We start from the raw sequence: 17,243 nt of genomic DNA, 5'->3' as shown, positions 1-17,243 counted from the left end.
CGTTGACGAGCTAGACGCTGAGCTAGTCGAAGAAGAGTTTGACGTTCCTGATGTTAGTGAAGAGCCTGTCGACGCTGAACCAGCGGCCGTTGACGAGCTGGACGCTGAGTTAGTCGAAGAAGAGTTTGAAGTCCCTGATGTTAGCGAAGAGCCTTTAAAGCCAGAGACAGCTATCGATGAACCGATAGACACAGCGTCACTGAACGAAGCTGAAGAATTGGTGGAGTTCGATGAGCTTGAGTTACCAGAATACGGCGAAGAAGAAGCGCTTGCAGACAGCGAACCTTTACTGGAAGCATCGGCTGAGCCAGAGGCAGCTATCGATGAACCGATAGACACAGCATCACTGAACGAAGCTGAAGAATTGGTGGAGTTCAATGAGCATGAGCTACCAGAATATGGCGAAGAAGAAGCGCTTGCAGACAGCGAACCTTCACCGGAAGCATCGGCTGAGCCAGAGGTAGCTATCGATGAACCGATAGATTCATCGTTGTCTAGTGAGGCAGTAGAGTCAGCAGATGCTTCATCACCAGTGTATGAACTTGAGGATGGGTCTACTGATGAGCCACTGGATGAGCTTGATATTGCAAATCAGCAGTATGATGAAAAAGCTTTTAATGAGCTGCTCTCAGAATCAAGTGATTTAAATGTTTCTCCTCATCTAGATAAAGAGATCAGCTCTGAAGTATCGGATAGCGCTGGAATGGACATTGAGGCCATGCTAGAGATTGGTGAAGACTGGAATGGTTTCCACCTCTCGCCAGAGCAAAAGGCTGAAATATCTGATGAAATTCCAGACTCTGAGCGTGAAATTTGGGATCAAGAGCATGCTCAAGAGCAGGCCAGTGAGGAAAATTGGGAAGACCAAGACGACCTAGACGACTTTCAGCCTCAAGAAAGTGAGTTTAAAACGATCGATGAGCTTATGGCAGAAGTTGAATCTGAAGAAGAACAATCTGTTGATGAAGAGCTTAAGTTAGATGTTGGGCTAAATGAATTTCCGGACATTATTGGTGATATTGGGGATGTGAATGATGATATTGACGCAAACTCTGAGGCTGCTGGGAAGTTAGACCTCGCTAAAATATATGTCGAAATGAATGACTCGAAAGGTGCGATAAAGCTATTGGAAGAAGCCATTGTTGACGGTAGTGATGAGATTCGCCAAGAAGCCAAAAAGCTCATTGATGACATAAATAACAATACGGTGTGAAACTATTGATTGGGTATGGTTTAGGAGCTACTTTTTTTGTTATATAATTACGGCCCAATAACAGTTAGGTAATAAGTTCTGTGAAAATCGCATTAGGTATTGAATATAACGGATCTCAATATTTTGGTTGGCAGCGTCAAAAAGAAGTGAAAAGTGTCCAAGAATGTTTGGAAAAAGCTTTAAGTATTGTTGCAAATCATAAAGTTGAGGTCCAGTGCGCCGGTAGGACTGATGCAGGTGTTCATGGTACTGGACAGATCGTTCATTTTGAGACAACAGCATCTCGAAAAGCTGTCGCATGGACTATGGGTGCAAATGCAAATTTACCTAAAGATATTGCGGTCAGATGGGCAAAAGAAGTACCGGATGAGTTTCATGCTCGATTTTCAGCGACGGCTAGACGCTATCGTTATTTAATTTTCAATGATGCTTTGCGTCCAGGAATCCTTTCTTCTGGTGTGAGCCATTACCACGGAGATCTAGATGTAACTCAGATGCACAAAGCTGGGCAATATTTATTGGGTGAAAATGATTTTACGTCATTTCGTGCAACGCACTGCCAGTCAAAAAGTCCGTGGCGTAACTTGATGCATTTAAATGTTACTAGCCACGGTAAATATATCGTTGTAGATATTAAAGCTAATGCCTTTGTTCATCATATGGTAAGAAATATTGTTGGTAGTTTGCTTGTTGTAGGGCGTGGTGAAAAAAAACCAGAGTGGATAAGGGACTTGCTTGCTATCAAGGATCGTAAACAGGCCGGAGCAACAGCCAAAGCGGAAGGTCTGTATCTTGTCGATGTTGATTACCCTGTTGAATTTGGGCTTCCTGTTGTACCTTTGGGACCTTTATTTTTGCCAGACGAACTGAACTAAATGAGAATCATTAAGTCTGATAAGTCAGTATCTTAGTTATTTAATAATCTTACTGTGGAATAGGTACAACCAGTTTTTTGTCTACACTTGGCATTTAATGTGCTTTAATCCTCCACGCGTAAATTAAGAATTTGTATCCTATGCACTTCTGCAGGGGAATAGAGAGAAAAGGTCTTCCATGAGTTGGCTTGAAAAAATTTTAGAGAAAAGCAACATAGTTAGTTCACGAAAAGCATCGATACCAGAGGGTGTATGGACTAAATGTACATCGTGTGAACAAGTACTTTATCATGCCGAGTTAGAGCGGAATCTGGATGTGTGTCCTAAATGTGACCATCATATGAGAATCAAAGCTCGTCGTCGTTTGGAAACATTTTTAGATGATGCCAACCGTGTCGAAATCGCCGACGAACTCGAACCACAAGATAAACTCAAGTTCAAAGATTCCAAGAAGTATAAAGACCGCATTACGGCTGCTCAAAAATCCAGTGGAGAGAAAGATGCCTTAGTCGTTATAAAAGGTGAACTTCTCGGTCAGCCTATCGTTGCTTGTGCATTTGACTTCTCTTTCATGGCCGGATCTATGGGCTCCGTTGTTGGTGCACGTTTTGTTCGTGCTGTAGAAACAGCGATTGAAAGTAATTGTGGCTTGGTGTGCTTTTCAGCCAGTGGTGGTGCACGTATGCAAGAAGCCCTTATGTCTCTGATGCAAATGGCTAAGACAAGTGCTGCTCTTGAGCGCCTTTCTAAGAAAGGGCTGCCGTTTGTTTCTGTTATGACTGACCCTACTATGGGCGGTGTTTCAGCCAGTTTAGCTATGCTGGGTGATATTAATATCGGTGAGCCCAAAGCACTAATAGGTTTTGCAGGACGCCGTGTAATCGAGCAGACCGTTCGGGAAGATTTGCCAGAAGGCTTCCAACGCAGTGAATTTTTGCTGGAGCATGGTGCTATCGATATGATAGTCGACAGGCGTGAAATGCGTCATCGTATTGGAAGTTTAATGGCCAAGATGACTAATAAACCATCACCATTGGTTGTTTCTGTTAACGATTCGCCAAAAGATGCGCCTTACTCAGTACCCGAAGCCAAAGAAAAAGGGTAAAGTAGCTCAATAGCATTCAACCAAACATGTCTGGTTAAAGTTAGATGAGTCAAATACACATTCCTCAAGCCACATCAGAATTATCTGTGTGGCTTGATTATTTAGTAAATATCCACAGTTCCTCTATTGATCTAGGCCTAGAGCGAGTGCAAAAAGTTGCAAGCGAAGCGGGTCTTTTAAAGCCTGCACCGACCGTTATCACCGTTGCCGGTACCAACGGTAAAGGCTCTACATGCGCTTTGATGGAAGCCATTCTTATTGAAGCAGGTTATAGAGTTGGCGTTTACAGCTCTCCTCACTTAATAAAATACAATGAGCGTGTCCGCATTAATGGATCTGAGTTGAATGATGAAAGTCATATCTCAGCGTTTTCATTTATTGAGCAGCAACGCGGTGATACCAGCTTAAGTTTTTTTGAATATGGTACACTAGCCGCTCTTAGACTTTTCCTTGTTGAAAATGTCGACATTGTATTACTTGAAGTTGGCCTTGGTGGGCGCCTAGATGCGACAAATGTTGTTGACCATGATGTTTCAGTCATCACCAGCTTAGCGATTGACCATGTCGATTGGCTTGGAGATGATATCAATGTGATTGGTTATGAAAAAGCGGGAATTTTTAGACCCCATAGACCTGCTATTTGTGGCCAGCCATGTGCTCCCTCAACCGTTGCTGCTCACGCTGACGATATTGGCTCAGAGTTGTATCAAGTAGGGATCCAATACGACTACCAGCAAACGAGCAGATCGTCATGGCAATGGTCACATGGTAGTTTTTGCCTTGAAAACCTACCACTGCCTAATTTGCCTGTTCAAAATGCGGCGACGGCTCTGATGGCTTTAGCTAAAGCTAATCTAAATATCTCCGATGTTGATATTGTCTCTGGTCTAAATAAAGCGAGGCTATCTGGGCGGATGCAGCAAGTTAGCACCGATCCGGTTGTATTATTGGATGTTGCCCACAATCCTCACTCAGCAGATTATTTAGCTAGTAGTTTACATGACAAGTATCAAGGCAAGACTATTCACACGGTGGTAGCTATGCTTCATGACAAAGATATAGCTCAAACTCTTGCTGCTCTTACCCCTAGTTCTCACTACTGGTATCCTGCTTCACTACACGTCGAACGTGCAGCGACAGCGCAACAGCTCGCACAGTACCTTCCATCGGACACCGAACTATATGATACACCAGTAGAGGCTTTTGAAGCCGCACTGACAAACGCTAATGCTGATGATGTCATACTGGTTGTTGGCTCATTCCATACTGTCGGAGCAATTTTAGAGTACTGGCAAGAAAAGAGAGAAATAAATGGCGAGTAAGTTTCAGAATCGATTAGTGGGAACGATAGTCTTGGTTTCAATAGGAGTGATTGTTCTTCCCGATATACTAGATGGTCAGAAAGTACATTATCAAGAGGGGGTCGTGAGCATCCCTATAAAACCTGAGCTTGATAGTGAACTTGAGAGTTATGAGGTTGTTGATCCTGAAACCAGTATAGAAGAACTTCCTCCATCACCCGTAGTTCTCAAATCACCAGAGCCAAAAGAAAGCAATAGCGAAGAGCCTTTAGAGGTCGCAGTTCAAGAACAGCCAGATAAGGTAGATTTTCAGGAAAGTGCCTGGATAATTCAATTGATGGCACTAAAAAATGCTGATAATGCGCGTAACTTAGTAAAAGATTTGCAAAAACGAGGTTATCAGGCGCATGTTAAGCCAGAAAACGGCTTTACCCGCGTTATCATTGGTCCTAATGTATCAAAGACTAAACTCGAAAAACAAATTGTTGAATTGGAGAAAATAACAGGCTCAAAAGGTCAGTTGCTGAAATTTAAGCCAATAAATCCTTAAGAAAACGTTTGCGTCAGCATTTTTTCTGTTAGAATGCCCTCGCTATGAGATGTGATTGAAGATGAATCCTTTAGATATAATCATTTTGTGTGTCGTTAGTATTTCGGCACTTATTAGTTTGGTTCGTGGCTTTGCCAAAGAAGCATTGTCGCTAGTAATTTGGTTTGGTGCTTTTTTTGTGGCAAGTCATTATTACACTAAACTTGCTGTGTATTTTACAAACATCAAAGATGAGATGTTTAGAAACGGTGCTGCTATTGCTGCGTTGTTTATTGCAACACTACTTGTTGGTGCGCTGATAAACTACGTTATCTCTCAATTGGTTGAGAAAACAGGTTTATCGGGTACAGATCGAGTGCTTGGTGTCGTTTTTGGTGGGGTACGCGGCATATTGATTGTTTCTGCGGCACTTTTTTTTATGGATACGTTTACATCATTTCCAGATTCACAGTGGTGGAGAGGTTCACAATTGGTTCCAGAGTTTAGCCGAGTGATTGCCCCTTTCTTTGAACACTTGCAATCAACATCCAGTTTTTTATCTGGTGTGCAGGAGCACATCAGTCACTGAATATATTGAGGGTTAGGACATGTGCGGTATTGTAGGGATCGTAGGCGCTTCGCCTGTAAACCAGTCTATCTATGATGCGTTGACCGTATTACAGCACCGTGGCCAAGATGCTGCGGGTATTTGTACCATAGAAAGCAATCGTTTTCGTTTGAGGAAAGCGAATGGCTTAGTGAAAGATGTATTTGAAGCAAAGCACATGCAAAGGCTACAAGGTGACGTTGGAATAGGCCATGTCCGTTATCCAACTGCTGGAAGCTCAAGTGCATCTGAAGCTCAACCATTTTATGTCAACTCTCCTTTTGGTATTTCACTTGCCCACAACGGTAACCTAACTAATGCGTCGGAAGTTCGCGAGAAGTTATTTATAAAAGACCGTCGCCATGTAAACACAACTTCTGATTCTGAAATATTACTTAATGTTCTGGCGCATGAAATTGATACTGTGAAAGGAAACGTTGCAGCGGAAGATGTTTTTCGTGCCGTGACAAATGTTCATCGGACAATCAAAGGTGCTTATGCTGTTTCTGCATTAATCATAGGTCATGGAATGGTGGCCTTTAGAGACCCAAATGGGATCCGTCCTCTTTGTCTGGGTAAACGCGACGTGGGTGAGGTAACTGAATACATGGTTGCTTCTGAATCGGTTGCTCTTGATGCTGTTGGTTTTGATTTTGTGAGAGATATTGCTCCTGGGGAAGCAGTGTATATTACTTTTGAGGGTGAGCTTCACACGCATCAATGTGCTGATAATCCAGTCCTTAATCCTTGTATTTTTGAGTTTGTCTACTTTGCTAGGCCAGACTCTTTCATAGACAAAATTTCTGTTTATAGTGCTAGGGTTGAAATGGGCAAAAAACTCGGTAAGAGAATTCGAGATGAATATTCACATCTTGATATTGATGTGGTTATCCCGATCCCTGAAACGTCTTGTGATATCGCTTTGCAAATTGCTCAGGCTATAGATATTCCTTATCGTCAGGGCTTCGTGAAGAATCGTTATGTTGGCAGAACATTTATCATGCCAGGTCAACAACAGCGTAAGAAGTCAGTACGCCGAAAACTCAATGCAATACGTTCAGAGTTTAAAGGTAAAAACGTATTGCTTGTCGATGATTCAATTGTTCGAGGAACGACCTCAGAACAAATTATTGAGATGGCGCGGGACTCTGGAGCAAACAAAGTTTATATGGTATCTGCTGCTCCTGAAGTACGCTTTCCCAATGTCTATGGTATAGATATGCCAAGCGCAAGTGAGCTTATCGCACACGGAAGGGATAACCAATCGATTTGCCAACAAATAGGTGCGGATGAGTTAATATTCCAAACAATTGATGATCTTGTTGGTGCTGTTGGTTGCGGTAACCCAGAAATAGAAGTGTTTGAGGCATCGGTATTTACGGGACAGTATGTGACTGGAGATATCGACCAAAAATACCTTGATTATCTTGAATCCTTACGAAGTGATGATGCAAAAATACAGCGTGAAATTCAGCAAGACCTCGCGAACCTTGAACTTCACAACGAGGGCGCATAGTTAAAAAAATTCAAAGAGCCTTGAAGGCTCTTTGAATATCGGCATATTCTTTTAACTCTGAATTTTTTTCGCTTGACTGAGCAAAAACAATGCTGCTGCGCTAAGAACAACAGATGGCCCTGCTGGTGTATCAAAATGCCATGACAGCGCTAATCCCAAGATGACAGACAAAGAACCTAAAGCTGAAGCTAGTAATGCCATTTGTTCTGGCGTATTTGCGAACCGACGCGCGGTCGCAGCAGGTATTATCAACAGCGAAGTCATAATCAATGCGCCAACGAACTTCATACCAATCGCAATAACCAATCCCACCATAAGCATTAGAATTAAGCGCATAAGGTCCGTATTGTGGCCCTCAACGGCAGCAAGCTCTTCATTCACCGTTGTTGATAGTAAAGAGCGCCAAAATATCAGCATAACAAAACCAATCACTGCGGCGCCAAGATAAATGTAGATTAGGTCACCTGGTGTTACAGCGAGGAGGTCACCAAATAGGTAACTCATTAGGTCAATTCTGACATCATCAAGAAAACTAACCGAAACGAGGCCAAGTGATAATGCGCTATGGGCAAGTATTCCAAGTAGTGTATCTGTTGCGACCAACCTTTGTTTTTGTAGCGTTACCAAAATGACCGCTAAGGCAAGGCAGCAAATGGTTAGCGCAAGGTAGAGATTGATATCAAGTAGGAAGCCTAGAGCGAGGCCCATTAGTGAAGCATGAGCAAGTGTATCACCAAAGTAAGCCATTCTTCGCCACACGACAAATGAACCAAGTGGACCAGCGATACAGGCAATTCCGAGCCCAGCAAATAAAGAGGGGAGTAGAAATTCAATCATGGTGATGACCGTGAGAATGATGCGAACAATTTTCTGCTTGGCCAGAAACTGGTTGGCCAGCGAGATCGTGATGATGATGGTTGTGTTGATGGTGATAAAATGCCAGAGATTGCTGGTGAGCATTTCCAAACAAAGCAATGTATTTTGGGTGTTGTGCGATATCTGCAGGTGCACCAGAGCAACAAATATGATGATGAAGGCAAATTACATCATCAGTTTTCGCCATGACAAGATGTAAATCATGTGAAACCATAAATACAGCGCAGCCAAAACGATGTCTGATCTTGTCAATTAGGTCATAAAGATCTATTTGTCCCTGCACATCGACTCCCTGAGCTGGCTCGTCAAGAACCAAGAGTTCTGGTCGTCTTAATAAAGCTCTTGCTAGCAATACGCGTTGATTCTCTCCTCCAGAGAGCGCATGCATATTGCAGTGCAAAAGGTGCTCCGCTCCAACAAGGTTAAGCGCATTATTTATTTCTTGTTTGCTGTATTTCCCGGCCAGAAGAAGAAATTTCTCAACATTTAGTGGGAGCGTATCATTAAGCTTTAATTTTTGCGGGACATAGCCAATTCTGAGTTTTGGCGACTTTTTTATTGAGCCTTGAAATTGACGTTGTAGTCCTAGCAATACTCTGACTAATGTCGATTTTCCTGCACCATTTGGTCCAATTAGAGTAGTTATTTCACCCTTTTTTATTGTTAAATTAATCTTGTCTAGGATGACTCGTTCATTAAATTGAACGAAAATGTTATCGAGCTCAACTAGGATCGACATGAATAGAACTCATTTGCAATTGATTAATGTTATAATGTAACATTTGAGGTTCCTGATAACCAGAGTTAGTACTTGAGATTTATGAAACGTATTTTATTCGCTTGCAGTCTCTTTATTGCAAGCACCATGTCGGCGAATGCAGCATCAGTGTTGACGAGCATTAAGCCAATCCAATTAATTACATTAGAAATTACCAAGGGTGTGTCAACACCAGAAGTGTTGCTTGGTACGAATACATCACCCCATGATTATGCCCTTAAGCCGTCAGATGTAAAGAAGATTCGTGGATCTGACCTTGTGATTTGGTTTGGCCCCAACTTGGAAGCATTCCTTACCAAAACACTAGCTGGCCAAGACAATGTTTTAGCTTTAAGTTCATTAGAAGACTTAGATTTAAGAGAGTTTGAATCTGAACATCATGATGACGGTCATCACCATGGCCATCATGACCCACATTTTTGGTTAGGCTACAAGCCGACTCTGCAGGTAGCAAAAGCAATTTCACAGAAGCTAGCAAAGCTTGATGCAAAACATAGTCACGAGTACCAGAAGAATTTTGATGCTTTTTCAGAAAAGCTCTTTGAACAAAATAAGCAGATACAAGCTCAGTTAGAAAATGTTCGCTCTCAAGGCTACTACGTCTTCCATGATGCATACGGTTACTTCGAGGATGATTTCGGTTTGAAGCAATTGGGACATTTTACCGTGAGCCCTGAACGAAAGCCCGGAGCCAAAACTTTGATAGCAATCCGTAGCACTTTATCTTCAGGAAAAGCGCGATGTGTTTTTTCTGAGCCACAATTTACCCCGGCTGTCATTGATTCCGTTGTGCGAGGAAGTGATGTAAATAAAGGTGTTTTAGATCCACTTGGTTCATCCATTGAAGCCTCGCCTGGAGGATACTTTAAGTTTAAACAGACGTTAGCCGATAGCTTCGAAAAGTGCCTTACAAAATAAACGCAATCGTTACTAAATTTCAATCTATCACTAAGGATTGATTTAAGTGTGAAGCTACCAGAAAAGCCTATACTCTTTTGGTAACTTCACCTGTAAAAGCAGCAAGAAATCTATGATAATTAGGGAAAAAATTATAGGTGTAGCTAGTCTGTGGCTTATACCTTCATCTTACACCTATTATTAGGAAACAAATTCAGTGGTAAAAGCGCTACTCGCATTTTTCCTTCTCCTGCACACATCCTGTACTTTGGCTAGCCCCATTTCATCAGAATCTTTATTACCTCTTGAGATAGATTATCAGGGAGAGTCTCTCGTTATAAAAGATATCTTCCGCGCTCAAGGAGGAGGAATCTGGATAACGGATATCTTCGATCAACGCTTTTTTTTTGACGGTCATAGTGCGATAGCCCTGAAAAAAGGCGACCCCGCAGCGGCCCCCAAAATAACTACTCATATTTACGACGAGCTTTGGTATGTCTCAAGTAACCTCGTTTACCGGAGTCAATATGATAGGGGAGGGCAAATGATATTCAAGTTGCCTGCCACTGCAGAAATTAACAGTATGGGAAGCTCCGAGGATTACATTTGGTTATCAGACCAGAATAATTTCTATTTTTACAACATGAAAAACGCTCAGTTAACTGCGTTATCACTCAGAGAGCTCTATCAATTCTCCAACGTCTCTGGGGTAAAGATCAGTGACGCAGAATTTATTGCATCAAATTGGGTATTGGCAACCAATATTGGTATTTTTCGTTTTAATGGCTCTACGGTCGCTCCAATTTCTGGAAACGAAAATGGCGCCATAGAAGTTCTCTACGCAACACAAGATAAGCAATATCTGCTTGCTGGTGGCGAAGGAGGGGCGTTTTTAGTTGATATTAATAAACAATATCAGATGGTTATGCTAGATACACAGAATAAAGTATCTAGCATAACTGAAAGTGAAAGAAACTATTGGTTCGGAACAAGTTCAGGTGTACTACTTGTCGATAAGTCAGATTTCGATAATAAAAGAAGATTACTACAAGGAGCGCAAGTTTTTGACCTTCTCAATGATACAGTGACCGGAATATGGCTAGCTACAGAAAATAATCTTTATCACTACCCAACGCAATCTATCTCTATCGAGCGTTTTAAATATGATCAGCTTAAATTTTTGAAGGTAGAGGAAAAGCCGCTACGACTCATCAATATTGAGGGTTCAAGCCAATATTGGCTCATTACCAATAAAAGCGTCTTCAAACTTAGCTTTGGAAATGCACCCTCTGCCAAATTAATTTTTACGGGGAATATCAATGACGTTGATATGGCGAATGGAGCTTTGTGGATTGCAACAAATAATGGGCTGGTTTATTTAGATACTAAAAGTGAGAGGGTAGTCTCATTAGGTCTTCCTCATTTTTTGTCGGAGAACAGTATTGAAAAGGTTGCTATTGATGGCCTTACTCAGTTATGGGGTATTAGCCAAAACCGGCTTTGGACATACAACTTTGAGGCAAAACTCCTGTTAACTTATGAACATGATTGGTTGATTGAGAGGGAAACTCTAGCAAGTGTTACTCACCTTTTGAGTTCTGATTCTGGTGAAGTAATCCTTGGAACAGCACACGGGCTGTATATCGTCAAAAAGGGACATATTAGTTTTATTGTTGATAGTCGATCTTATGGCCACGTGTCTGATATTGTTATTACAAAGGATAAAAATCTGTGGGTAGCTGCGCAATTTGGTTTTTATCGCGTGTCTCTTAAAACCGAAAAGGTAGAGCCTTTATTACTTCAATTTCCCAAGTCAGCCCATACCTGTTCGTGGCGAGATGATAACGGCATATGGTTGTCCTCTACTTCTGGATTGGCTCTCTACGATTTAAAGGGTGAGGTAAGGCGTTATTATGGTCAGGAACTTGGATTAAACAACGATGTTGTGAGTGGCAGTATATGCAGTAGCAATGGGAACGATTCGTTAATTATTGGGGACAGAGAAGGTTTCGTTGAAATAAATGAAAGCCAGATTATTGAAGATCAACGGCAAGGTTTAAATGGCGTTATTAGTCTGGTTAATCAAAGTGGTCAGCTGGAAGCCACGGCATCGGATAAGAGTCAAAGTTTTGTCTTGGCACTCGGAACACCGCTCACTTTTAAAGTTGGCTTTTTTCCAGAAATGCCAAGAGTCGTAATTGAATATCGTCTTGGGGAAACTTGGCGTAACCTCTTGGGGCGAAGTCTCGTTTTTGAGAACCTTGGTCCAGGGGATTACCAGTTGGAGATAAGAGCAAGGCGCATCAATACCTCAAAATGGACCTATTCAACGCCTTTTAGTTTTTCAATAAATCAGAGTGTTTATCGAGGTTCTTATTCCCCTCTTTTGTTCACCTCTGTCCTTATAGGTATTCTATTTTGCCTATGCTTAGTTTACCTAACGCATTTATACCGTTTGAAAACTCAAAAATGTGAAAAGCTTACTTCAAAGATCATTCAACTAGAACATCAGAGCCTTACTTTGAAAGCAGCCGAGAGTATGTTGAGGAAGAATTATCTGTTGAGAGGGCTGATATACACAAAATGTATTTCTAAAGTAAGCGATACAACTAAATGTTTATCTCCTTTAGATAAAAGGTATACAAATGAAATAGAACACTCAATGGAGGGCTTAAAGCAACTCATTCATTCTGCCCATAATCCAGACCCAATTATGCAGGCCTATAGTCTCACTATGATTATTGATTGTGTTATAGAAACTTGGCGTGTGGAATTATCCAACAATGGGGTAAATATTGTTTTAGATTCTGATAGGGAACTCTATGTTCAACTGACTCGGTTTAATCTCGATCAAATTTTTAATGTCATTTTTGATTCATTTGCCCTGAAGGTTAATCAGGGGGCAAGGATTTTTATAGGCCTGCGGCAACGTGAACGACGAGTCGTTTGTTCGTTTACAATGGCTGAGGCGGACAGCCTTTCTTTGCAGCCGTTTCTTGAGTTAAAGCGAGCTATTGAAGAGCTTGTGTTACTTAGTGGTGGGAAGATAAATATTTATGATTGTGACCAAATCATGGGCTTTGAGATAAGCTGGCCAGTAGCATCAACTCAACCGTTGCAGATTGCTCAGAAAGAAAAACATATTTCACAAGATCAACAATGGTTGGATAGAGTATTTCATTTGGTTGAAAAACGTTATGCGGATGCAGATTTTGGCACAACCACAGCTGCTAAATTGCTTTTTATGTCTGAGCGAAGCTTACAGCGCCGTTTCAAATTACATTTCCAACAAACATTTACAGAATACCTTAATGATGTTCGCCTAGTTAAAGCTGGTCAAATGTTAGTGAAAGGCCAAAAAGTCTCGGAAGTTGCTTTTTGTTGTGGGTTTAACGATCCCTCTTATTTTAGTCAGCGCTTTAAGAGTAAGTTTGGAGCTTCTCCGACACAGTTCGTCGAAGAGAGAGAAGAGAAAGTAGAAGGGAGCATGGTCTTATAAAAAAATTATCGTGGTATAGCCATGGCTATACCACGGGTGTCAAGGACACCTTCGCTTGCTGCCTGAGTGACATGTAACTGCCACATCTGGTGTTAAAAATTGTGTCGTTGGTTGACTACTCCCGACGCCTGTAACTATAGCGAGTGATATATTTTTGCTACATAAAATAAGCGACAATATGCTACGATAAAAGCGACACTATGTAACCTGCTGTTATTAATGGTTTATTTTTGATGCAAAAGCAGCTCTTAAAATAGCTGAGTGAAAAAAATTATAGTTAAGCCGCTTTTTTGACGTTTTTAACGATGACAGTTTTAACGTTTTTATTAACAGAGTGGTTCATAATATTTCTTTTTTGTTTTTTTATCAATGAAAATGAAAATGTTTATTATTCCTAATCTTTTTTCAGTTCTCTGACATCAAAAGTACGCTGTCTGATATAAACAGCGTCAGATTTGACTCGAATCGTCAGCTAACAATCAACTGAGATGATAGCGGGCGTACGCTATACATCTACTGTCGAGTTACCTTGGTGTCGATTAAAAATCAACCGATTAAAATAATTAACATTACACTGGCTTCGCTATGAAACTCTCTCAACTCCAACCAGGTCAGAAGGGTACTATTTCTGGCTTTGGTTCACTGTCTAAAGACATAAGAAAAAAGCTCATGATTATGGGGCTTTTGCCTCAAACAGAGGTAACAATTATCAGACGAGCACCAATGGGTGATCCTATACAGGTAGAAGTTCGTGACGTTTCTTTGGCTGTTAGAGTGAATATTGCTGAATTAATTTCGGTCGAGGTGGCGTAATGGAATATAGAGTACTCACCGTTGGTAATCCCAATAGCGGAAAAACGACTTTATTCAATGGTCTAACTGGTTCGAAGCAACAGGTAGGTAACTGGGCAGGAGTGACTGTTGAGAAAAAAACTGGACGATACACTCATTCAGGGGATCAATTCCTGTTAACAGATTTACCAGGTATCTATGCGTTGGATAGTGGAAATGATGCAAACAGTATTGATGAATCAATAGCATCAAGAGCCGTTTTAACACATCCGACAGATTTGATAGTGAATGTTGTCGATGTAACTTGCCTTGAAAGAAGTCTCTATATGACCTTGCAATTGCGTGAGCTTGGTCGACCAATGATTGTTATTTTGAATAAAATGGATGCTCTGAGACGTGAAGGTCAGAAGATTGATGTGCAAAAGCTTGAGGTCATATTGGGTTGTCCGGTATTTGCAATATCAGCAAACAACAAAGAGCAAGTCCAGTTACTTAAAGAGAAAATTCATAAGTCTCTCATACAAGGCATCGCAGCAAATGAATTGCGTTTGGATTATGGAAAAGATTTAGAAAGTGCGATTAATACTTTACTACCTAGTTTTGGCAAGGAGTCAGAGGTCGTACCCCGCGCGCTGGCGATTCGAGCTCTAGAAAATGATTTATTAGTCATAAATTCGTTGTCGCCTAAAGAGAGAGCCTTGGTTGAGCAAGTTAGAAGTTCACTTACGTTGGATATCGATTTAACTGTTGCAGATGTAAAGTACACATATCTCCATCAGCAGTGTAAAAGAGTCAGGCGCACAGAGGGTAGGCTGAGTCGTAGCTTTACTGAGCGAGTAGACAATATTATTCTCAATAAGTGGGTGGGCATTCCATTCTTCTTTTGCATCATGTATCTGATGTTTATGTTTGCGATTAATGTTGGTAGTGCTTTTATTGATTTTTTTGATATCAGTGTTGGCGCAGTTCTTGTTGATGGTGGACATTACTTATTGGATGAGCATTTACCTATTTGGCTTGTCACTCTTCTTGCCGATGGTATTGGAGGTGGTATACAGACAGTTGCTACCTTTATACCTGTCATCGCATGTTTATATCTGTTTCTCGCGGTACTTGAAAGCTCTGGCTACATGTCTCGGGCTGCGTTTGTGCTAGATAAGGTTATGCAGAAAGTTGGTTTACCTGGTAAGGCTTTTGTGCCTTTGGTCTTGGGTTTCGGCTGTAATGTACCTTCTATCATGGCAACTCGGACTTTAGATCAAGAAAGAGAACGAAAACTCGCGGCCTCTATGGCTCCCTTTATGTCATGTGGGGCCCGTCTGCCTGTATATGCACTCTTTGCAGCAGCGTTCTTCCCCCAAAATGGGCAAAACATAGTATTCGCACTCTACTTATTAGGTATTGTTGCAGCTGTATTTACAGGCCTTATTTTGAAAAAAACCATTTATCCCGGGTCAAGTGACAGTTTAGTCATGGAAATGCCAGACTACGAGTTACCTACGGTTCGTAATGTCATTATTAAGATGTGGCAAAAACTCAAGCGGTTTGTGCTTGGTGCTGGTAAAACCATTGTGCTTGTTGTTACCTTACTGAGCTTTTTCAATTCACTGGGTATTGACGGAACTTTTGGTAATGAAAATAGTGAAAAATCTGTGCTCTCCAAAACTGCTCAAATAGTGACGCCAATTTTTGCGCCGATTGGTATAAAGGAAGATAACTGGCCCGCAACTGTGGGTATAATTACCGGTATTTTTGCAAAAGAGGCCGTCGTTGGTACGCTAAACAGCCTGTATGCTCAGGCAAGTGATGGCGATCAAGACTACGATTTGTGGGGTAGTTTAAAAGATGCTGTGATGTCTATTCCTGAAAACTTAGCTGATTTGAGTTATTCGGACCCACTGGGCATTGAAGTTGGTGATCTGACAGATGCCCAAGCCGTCGCTGAAGACCAAGAAGTAGACACTACAATATTTGGTAATATAAAAAGCTATTTTGTTTCGGGTAATGCGGCATTTGCTTACCTGATATTTATCCTATTGTATACACCGTGTGTTGCTGCAATGGGAGCGTATGTGCGAGAGTTTGGGGCAAGATATGCTCGTTTTATTGCAGTCTGGACAATGGGACTTGCCTATGCCGGAGCAACACTGTACTACCAAGCGACTCATTTTATGCTCTCACCCTTAACCAGTGCTACGTGGATCTTGGGAATTATAGGGCTCGGGATCGCCACATTTTTAGCTCTTCGAGCTGAAGGTAAAAGGCAACAAAATACCTTTCAGGAGCAAGGAATATGATCCTAACTGAGTTAAAACAATACATTGCGAGTAAAGTATGCGTGTCACGCAAAGAACTTGCCCGAGAGTTTGGCCTTAGTGAGGATGGTGTTGATGCTATGATGTCCGTCTGGATAAAGAAAGGCTCGATCTCTCGGCTAGTGGATACTGACCAAAGAGACCGAGTGAAGAGGGTTCGCTATACATTGGTAGCAGATAATGCCATTGCGCTAACCGTCAGTATGTAAACACGCTTGGCATCGCTTTTGGTATACCTATATATCGAGCGATGTCACTCTCCGCCTTGTCCTAGGCCAAGCAGTTTTATACCAATACATAGAAGTAAGATAGCTAAGGGAAGAATAAGTATTTCCCAAGATAATTGGTCGAACTCTATCAATACTAGCTCAAGAAATTTTACGAATAGGATAACGATGATCACTTCGGTTAACTTATTCTTGAGATGCCCCATATTTGGAGTTTTCACCCAACTTAATACGCTCTTAGTGTTATCTTCAGAACCATTTTTTATAAATAAAGTGAAGATGCCATGAGCGAAGATAAATAGAACTAAAGCAACGAGAAAGGTATCTAAAGATTTGGTGATATAACTAATTGCGATGTCGGCACTATCTAAATGTTTAAGTTGTGGCGATGGCGCTTGGTCAAATAGAAAAACAGCGAAGGCTGAGTATGACTTCTCTGCACCAATGACAAATAGGAGTGCTGAGCCTGCGAGAGAACAAATAATTGCAATCCAACTGATGTAACGAAAATAATAAAATGTACTTTGACTCATAAACTTTCCTCTAATTCTAAGCCAGCAATTCTAGGGGAAAATTTGTTGCGTGATAATGGGTATTTTTAAAAAAGACTATTACATTGTCAGGGTATATACCCAAGTAACCTCAAGATGCTAGGTTCAGCGAGACTGGCTTGCTTGACAGGCAAGGCAACGATTTGAAAATCTAGTCATCTA

At 41.4% G+C, this 17,243-nt stretch carries 15 protein-coding genes; 12 read left to right on the top strand and 3 right to left on the bottom strand.

The features are described from left to right. The 7 genes from RH40_RS04605 to purF all read left to right on the top strand — a co-directional run. The coding region (locus tag RH40_RS04605; protein WP_009600204.1) for a FimV/HubP family polar landmark protein at window positions 1–1,213 on the top strand (1,213 nt) is incomplete at its 5' end. An 80-nt stretch (window positions 1,214–1,293) separates the two neighbouring features. Continuing rightward, the gene (gene truA / locus RH40_RS04600; protein ID WP_009600203.1) at window positions 1,294–2,088 is read left to right on the top strand and encodes a tRNA pseudouridine(38-40) synthase TruA; all 795 of its coding nucleotides are present in this window, start codon (window positions 1,294–1,296) and stop codon (window positions 2,086–2,088) included. Window positions 2,089–2,266: 178 nt separating this feature from the next. Continuing rightward, the gene (gene accD, locus RH40_RS04595) at window positions 2,267–3,193 is read left to right on the top strand and encodes an acetyl-CoA carboxylase, carboxyltransferase subunit beta (protein ID WP_009600202.1); all 927 of its coding nucleotides are present in this window, start codon (window positions 2,267–2,269) and stop codon (window positions 3,191–3,193) included. A gap of 44 nt (window positions 3,194–3,237) precedes the next feature. Next, complete coding sequence (gene folC / locus RH40_RS04590) at window positions 3,238–4,515, top strand: bifunctional tetrahydrofolate synthase/dihydrofolate synthase (protein WP_009600201.1); 1,278 nt, start codon at window positions 3,238–3,240, stop codon at window positions 4,513–4,515. Further along, window positions 4,505–5,044: an SPOR domain-containing protein gene (locus RH40_RS04585; RefSeq protein WP_009600200.1), complete on the top strand. Its 540-nt coding sequence runs from the start codon at window positions 4,505–4,507 to the stop codon at window positions 5,042–5,044. Before folC ends, RH40_RS04585 begins: the two co-directional genes overlap by 11 nt. 61 nt (window positions 5,045–5,105) lie before the next feature. Further along, complete coding sequence (locus RH40_RS04580) at window positions 5,106–5,612, top strand: CvpA family protein (RefSeq protein WP_009600199.1); 507 nt, start codon at window positions 5,106–5,108, stop codon at window positions 5,610–5,612. Window positions 5,613–5,631: 19 nt separating this feature from the next. Continuing rightward, on the top strand, window positions 5,632–7,146 hold the full coding sequence (gene purF, locus RH40_RS04575) for an amidophosphoribosyltransferase (RefSeq protein ID WP_009600198.1): 1,515 nt from the start codon (window positions 5,632–5,634) through the stop codon (window positions 7,144–7,146). Between the two features lie 51 nt (window positions 7,147–7,197). Here the strand turns inward: purF and znuB are convergent, their stop codons facing one another. Beyond that, complete coding sequence (gene znuB, locus RH40_RS04570) at window positions 7,198–7,983, bottom strand: zinc ABC transporter permease subunit ZnuB (protein ID WP_009600197.1); 786 nt, start codon at window positions 7,981–7,983, stop codon at window positions 7,198–7,200. Beyond that, window positions 7,976–8,761, bottom strand: coding sequence for a zinc ABC transporter ATP-binding protein ZnuC (znuC, locus tag RH40_RS04565; RefSeq protein ID WP_009600196.1), 786 nt, complete (start codon window positions 8,759–8,761; stop codon window positions 7,976–7,978). Before znuC ends, znuB begins: the two co-directional genes overlap by 8 nt. Before the next feature lie 81 nt (window positions 8,762–8,842). Here znuC and znuA point away from each other — a divergent pair, with 81 nt between their 5' ends. The 5 genes from znuA to RH40_RS04540 all read left to right on the top strand — a co-directional run bounded on the left by znuA (window position 8,843) and on the right by RH40_RS04540 (window position 16,512). Beyond that, window positions 8,843–9,718, top strand: coding sequence for a zinc ABC transporter substrate-binding protein ZnuA (znuA, locus tag RH40_RS04560; RefSeq protein ID WP_009600195.1), 876 nt, complete (start codon window positions 8,843–8,845; stop codon window positions 9,716–9,718). 196 nt (window positions 9,719–9,914) lie between these two features. Next, window positions 9,915–13,196, top strand: coding sequence for an AraC family transcriptional regulator (locus RH40_RS04555; RefSeq protein WP_009600194.1), 3,282 nt, complete (start codon window positions 9,915–9,917; stop codon window positions 13,194–13,196). Between the two features lie 585 nt (window positions 13,197–13,781). After that, a complete protein-coding gene (locus RH40_RS04550; RefSeq protein WP_009600193.1) occupies window positions 13,782–14,009 on the top strand; it encodes a FeoA family protein in 228 nt (75 codons plus the stop codon). Continuing rightward, window positions 14,009–16,285 carry a Fe(2+) transporter permease subunit FeoB gene (gene feoB, locus RH40_RS04545; protein ID WP_009600192.1) on the top strand — a complete coding sequence of 759 codons (2,277 nt, stop codon included), beginning with the start codon at window positions 14,009–14,011 and terminating at the stop codon, window positions 16,283–16,285. Before RH40_RS04550 ends, feoB begins: the two co-directional genes overlap by 1 nt. After that, window positions 16,282–16,512 carry a FeoC-like transcriptional regulator gene (locus RH40_RS04540; RefSeq protein ID WP_009600191.1) on the top strand — a complete coding sequence of 77 codons (231 nt, stop codon included), beginning with the start codon at window positions 16,282–16,284 and terminating at the stop codon, window positions 16,510–16,512. Before feoB ends, RH40_RS04540 begins: the two co-directional genes overlap by 4 nt. A gap of 44 nt (window positions 16,513–16,556) precedes the next feature. On the opposite strand, the gene RH40_RS04535 is transcribed toward RH40_RS04540, so the two are convergent. After that, window positions 16,557–17,063, bottom strand: a complete 507-nt coding sequence (locus RH40_RS04535) for a YqhA family protein (RefSeq protein WP_009600190.1) — start codon at window positions 17,061–17,063, stop codon at window positions 16,557–16,559. Window positions 17,064–17,243 lie beyond the last annotated feature (180 nt).

The sequence above is a fragment of the Vibrio caribbeanicus ATCC BAA-2122 genome (assembly GCF_000165125.1).
Lineage (GTDB): Bacteria > Pseudomonadota > Gammaproteobacteria > Enterobacterales > Vibrionaceae > Vibrio > Vibrio caribbeanicus.
Note: the sequence above shows the minus strand (reverse complement) of the source record. Positions and strands in the feature narration are given on the sequence as shown.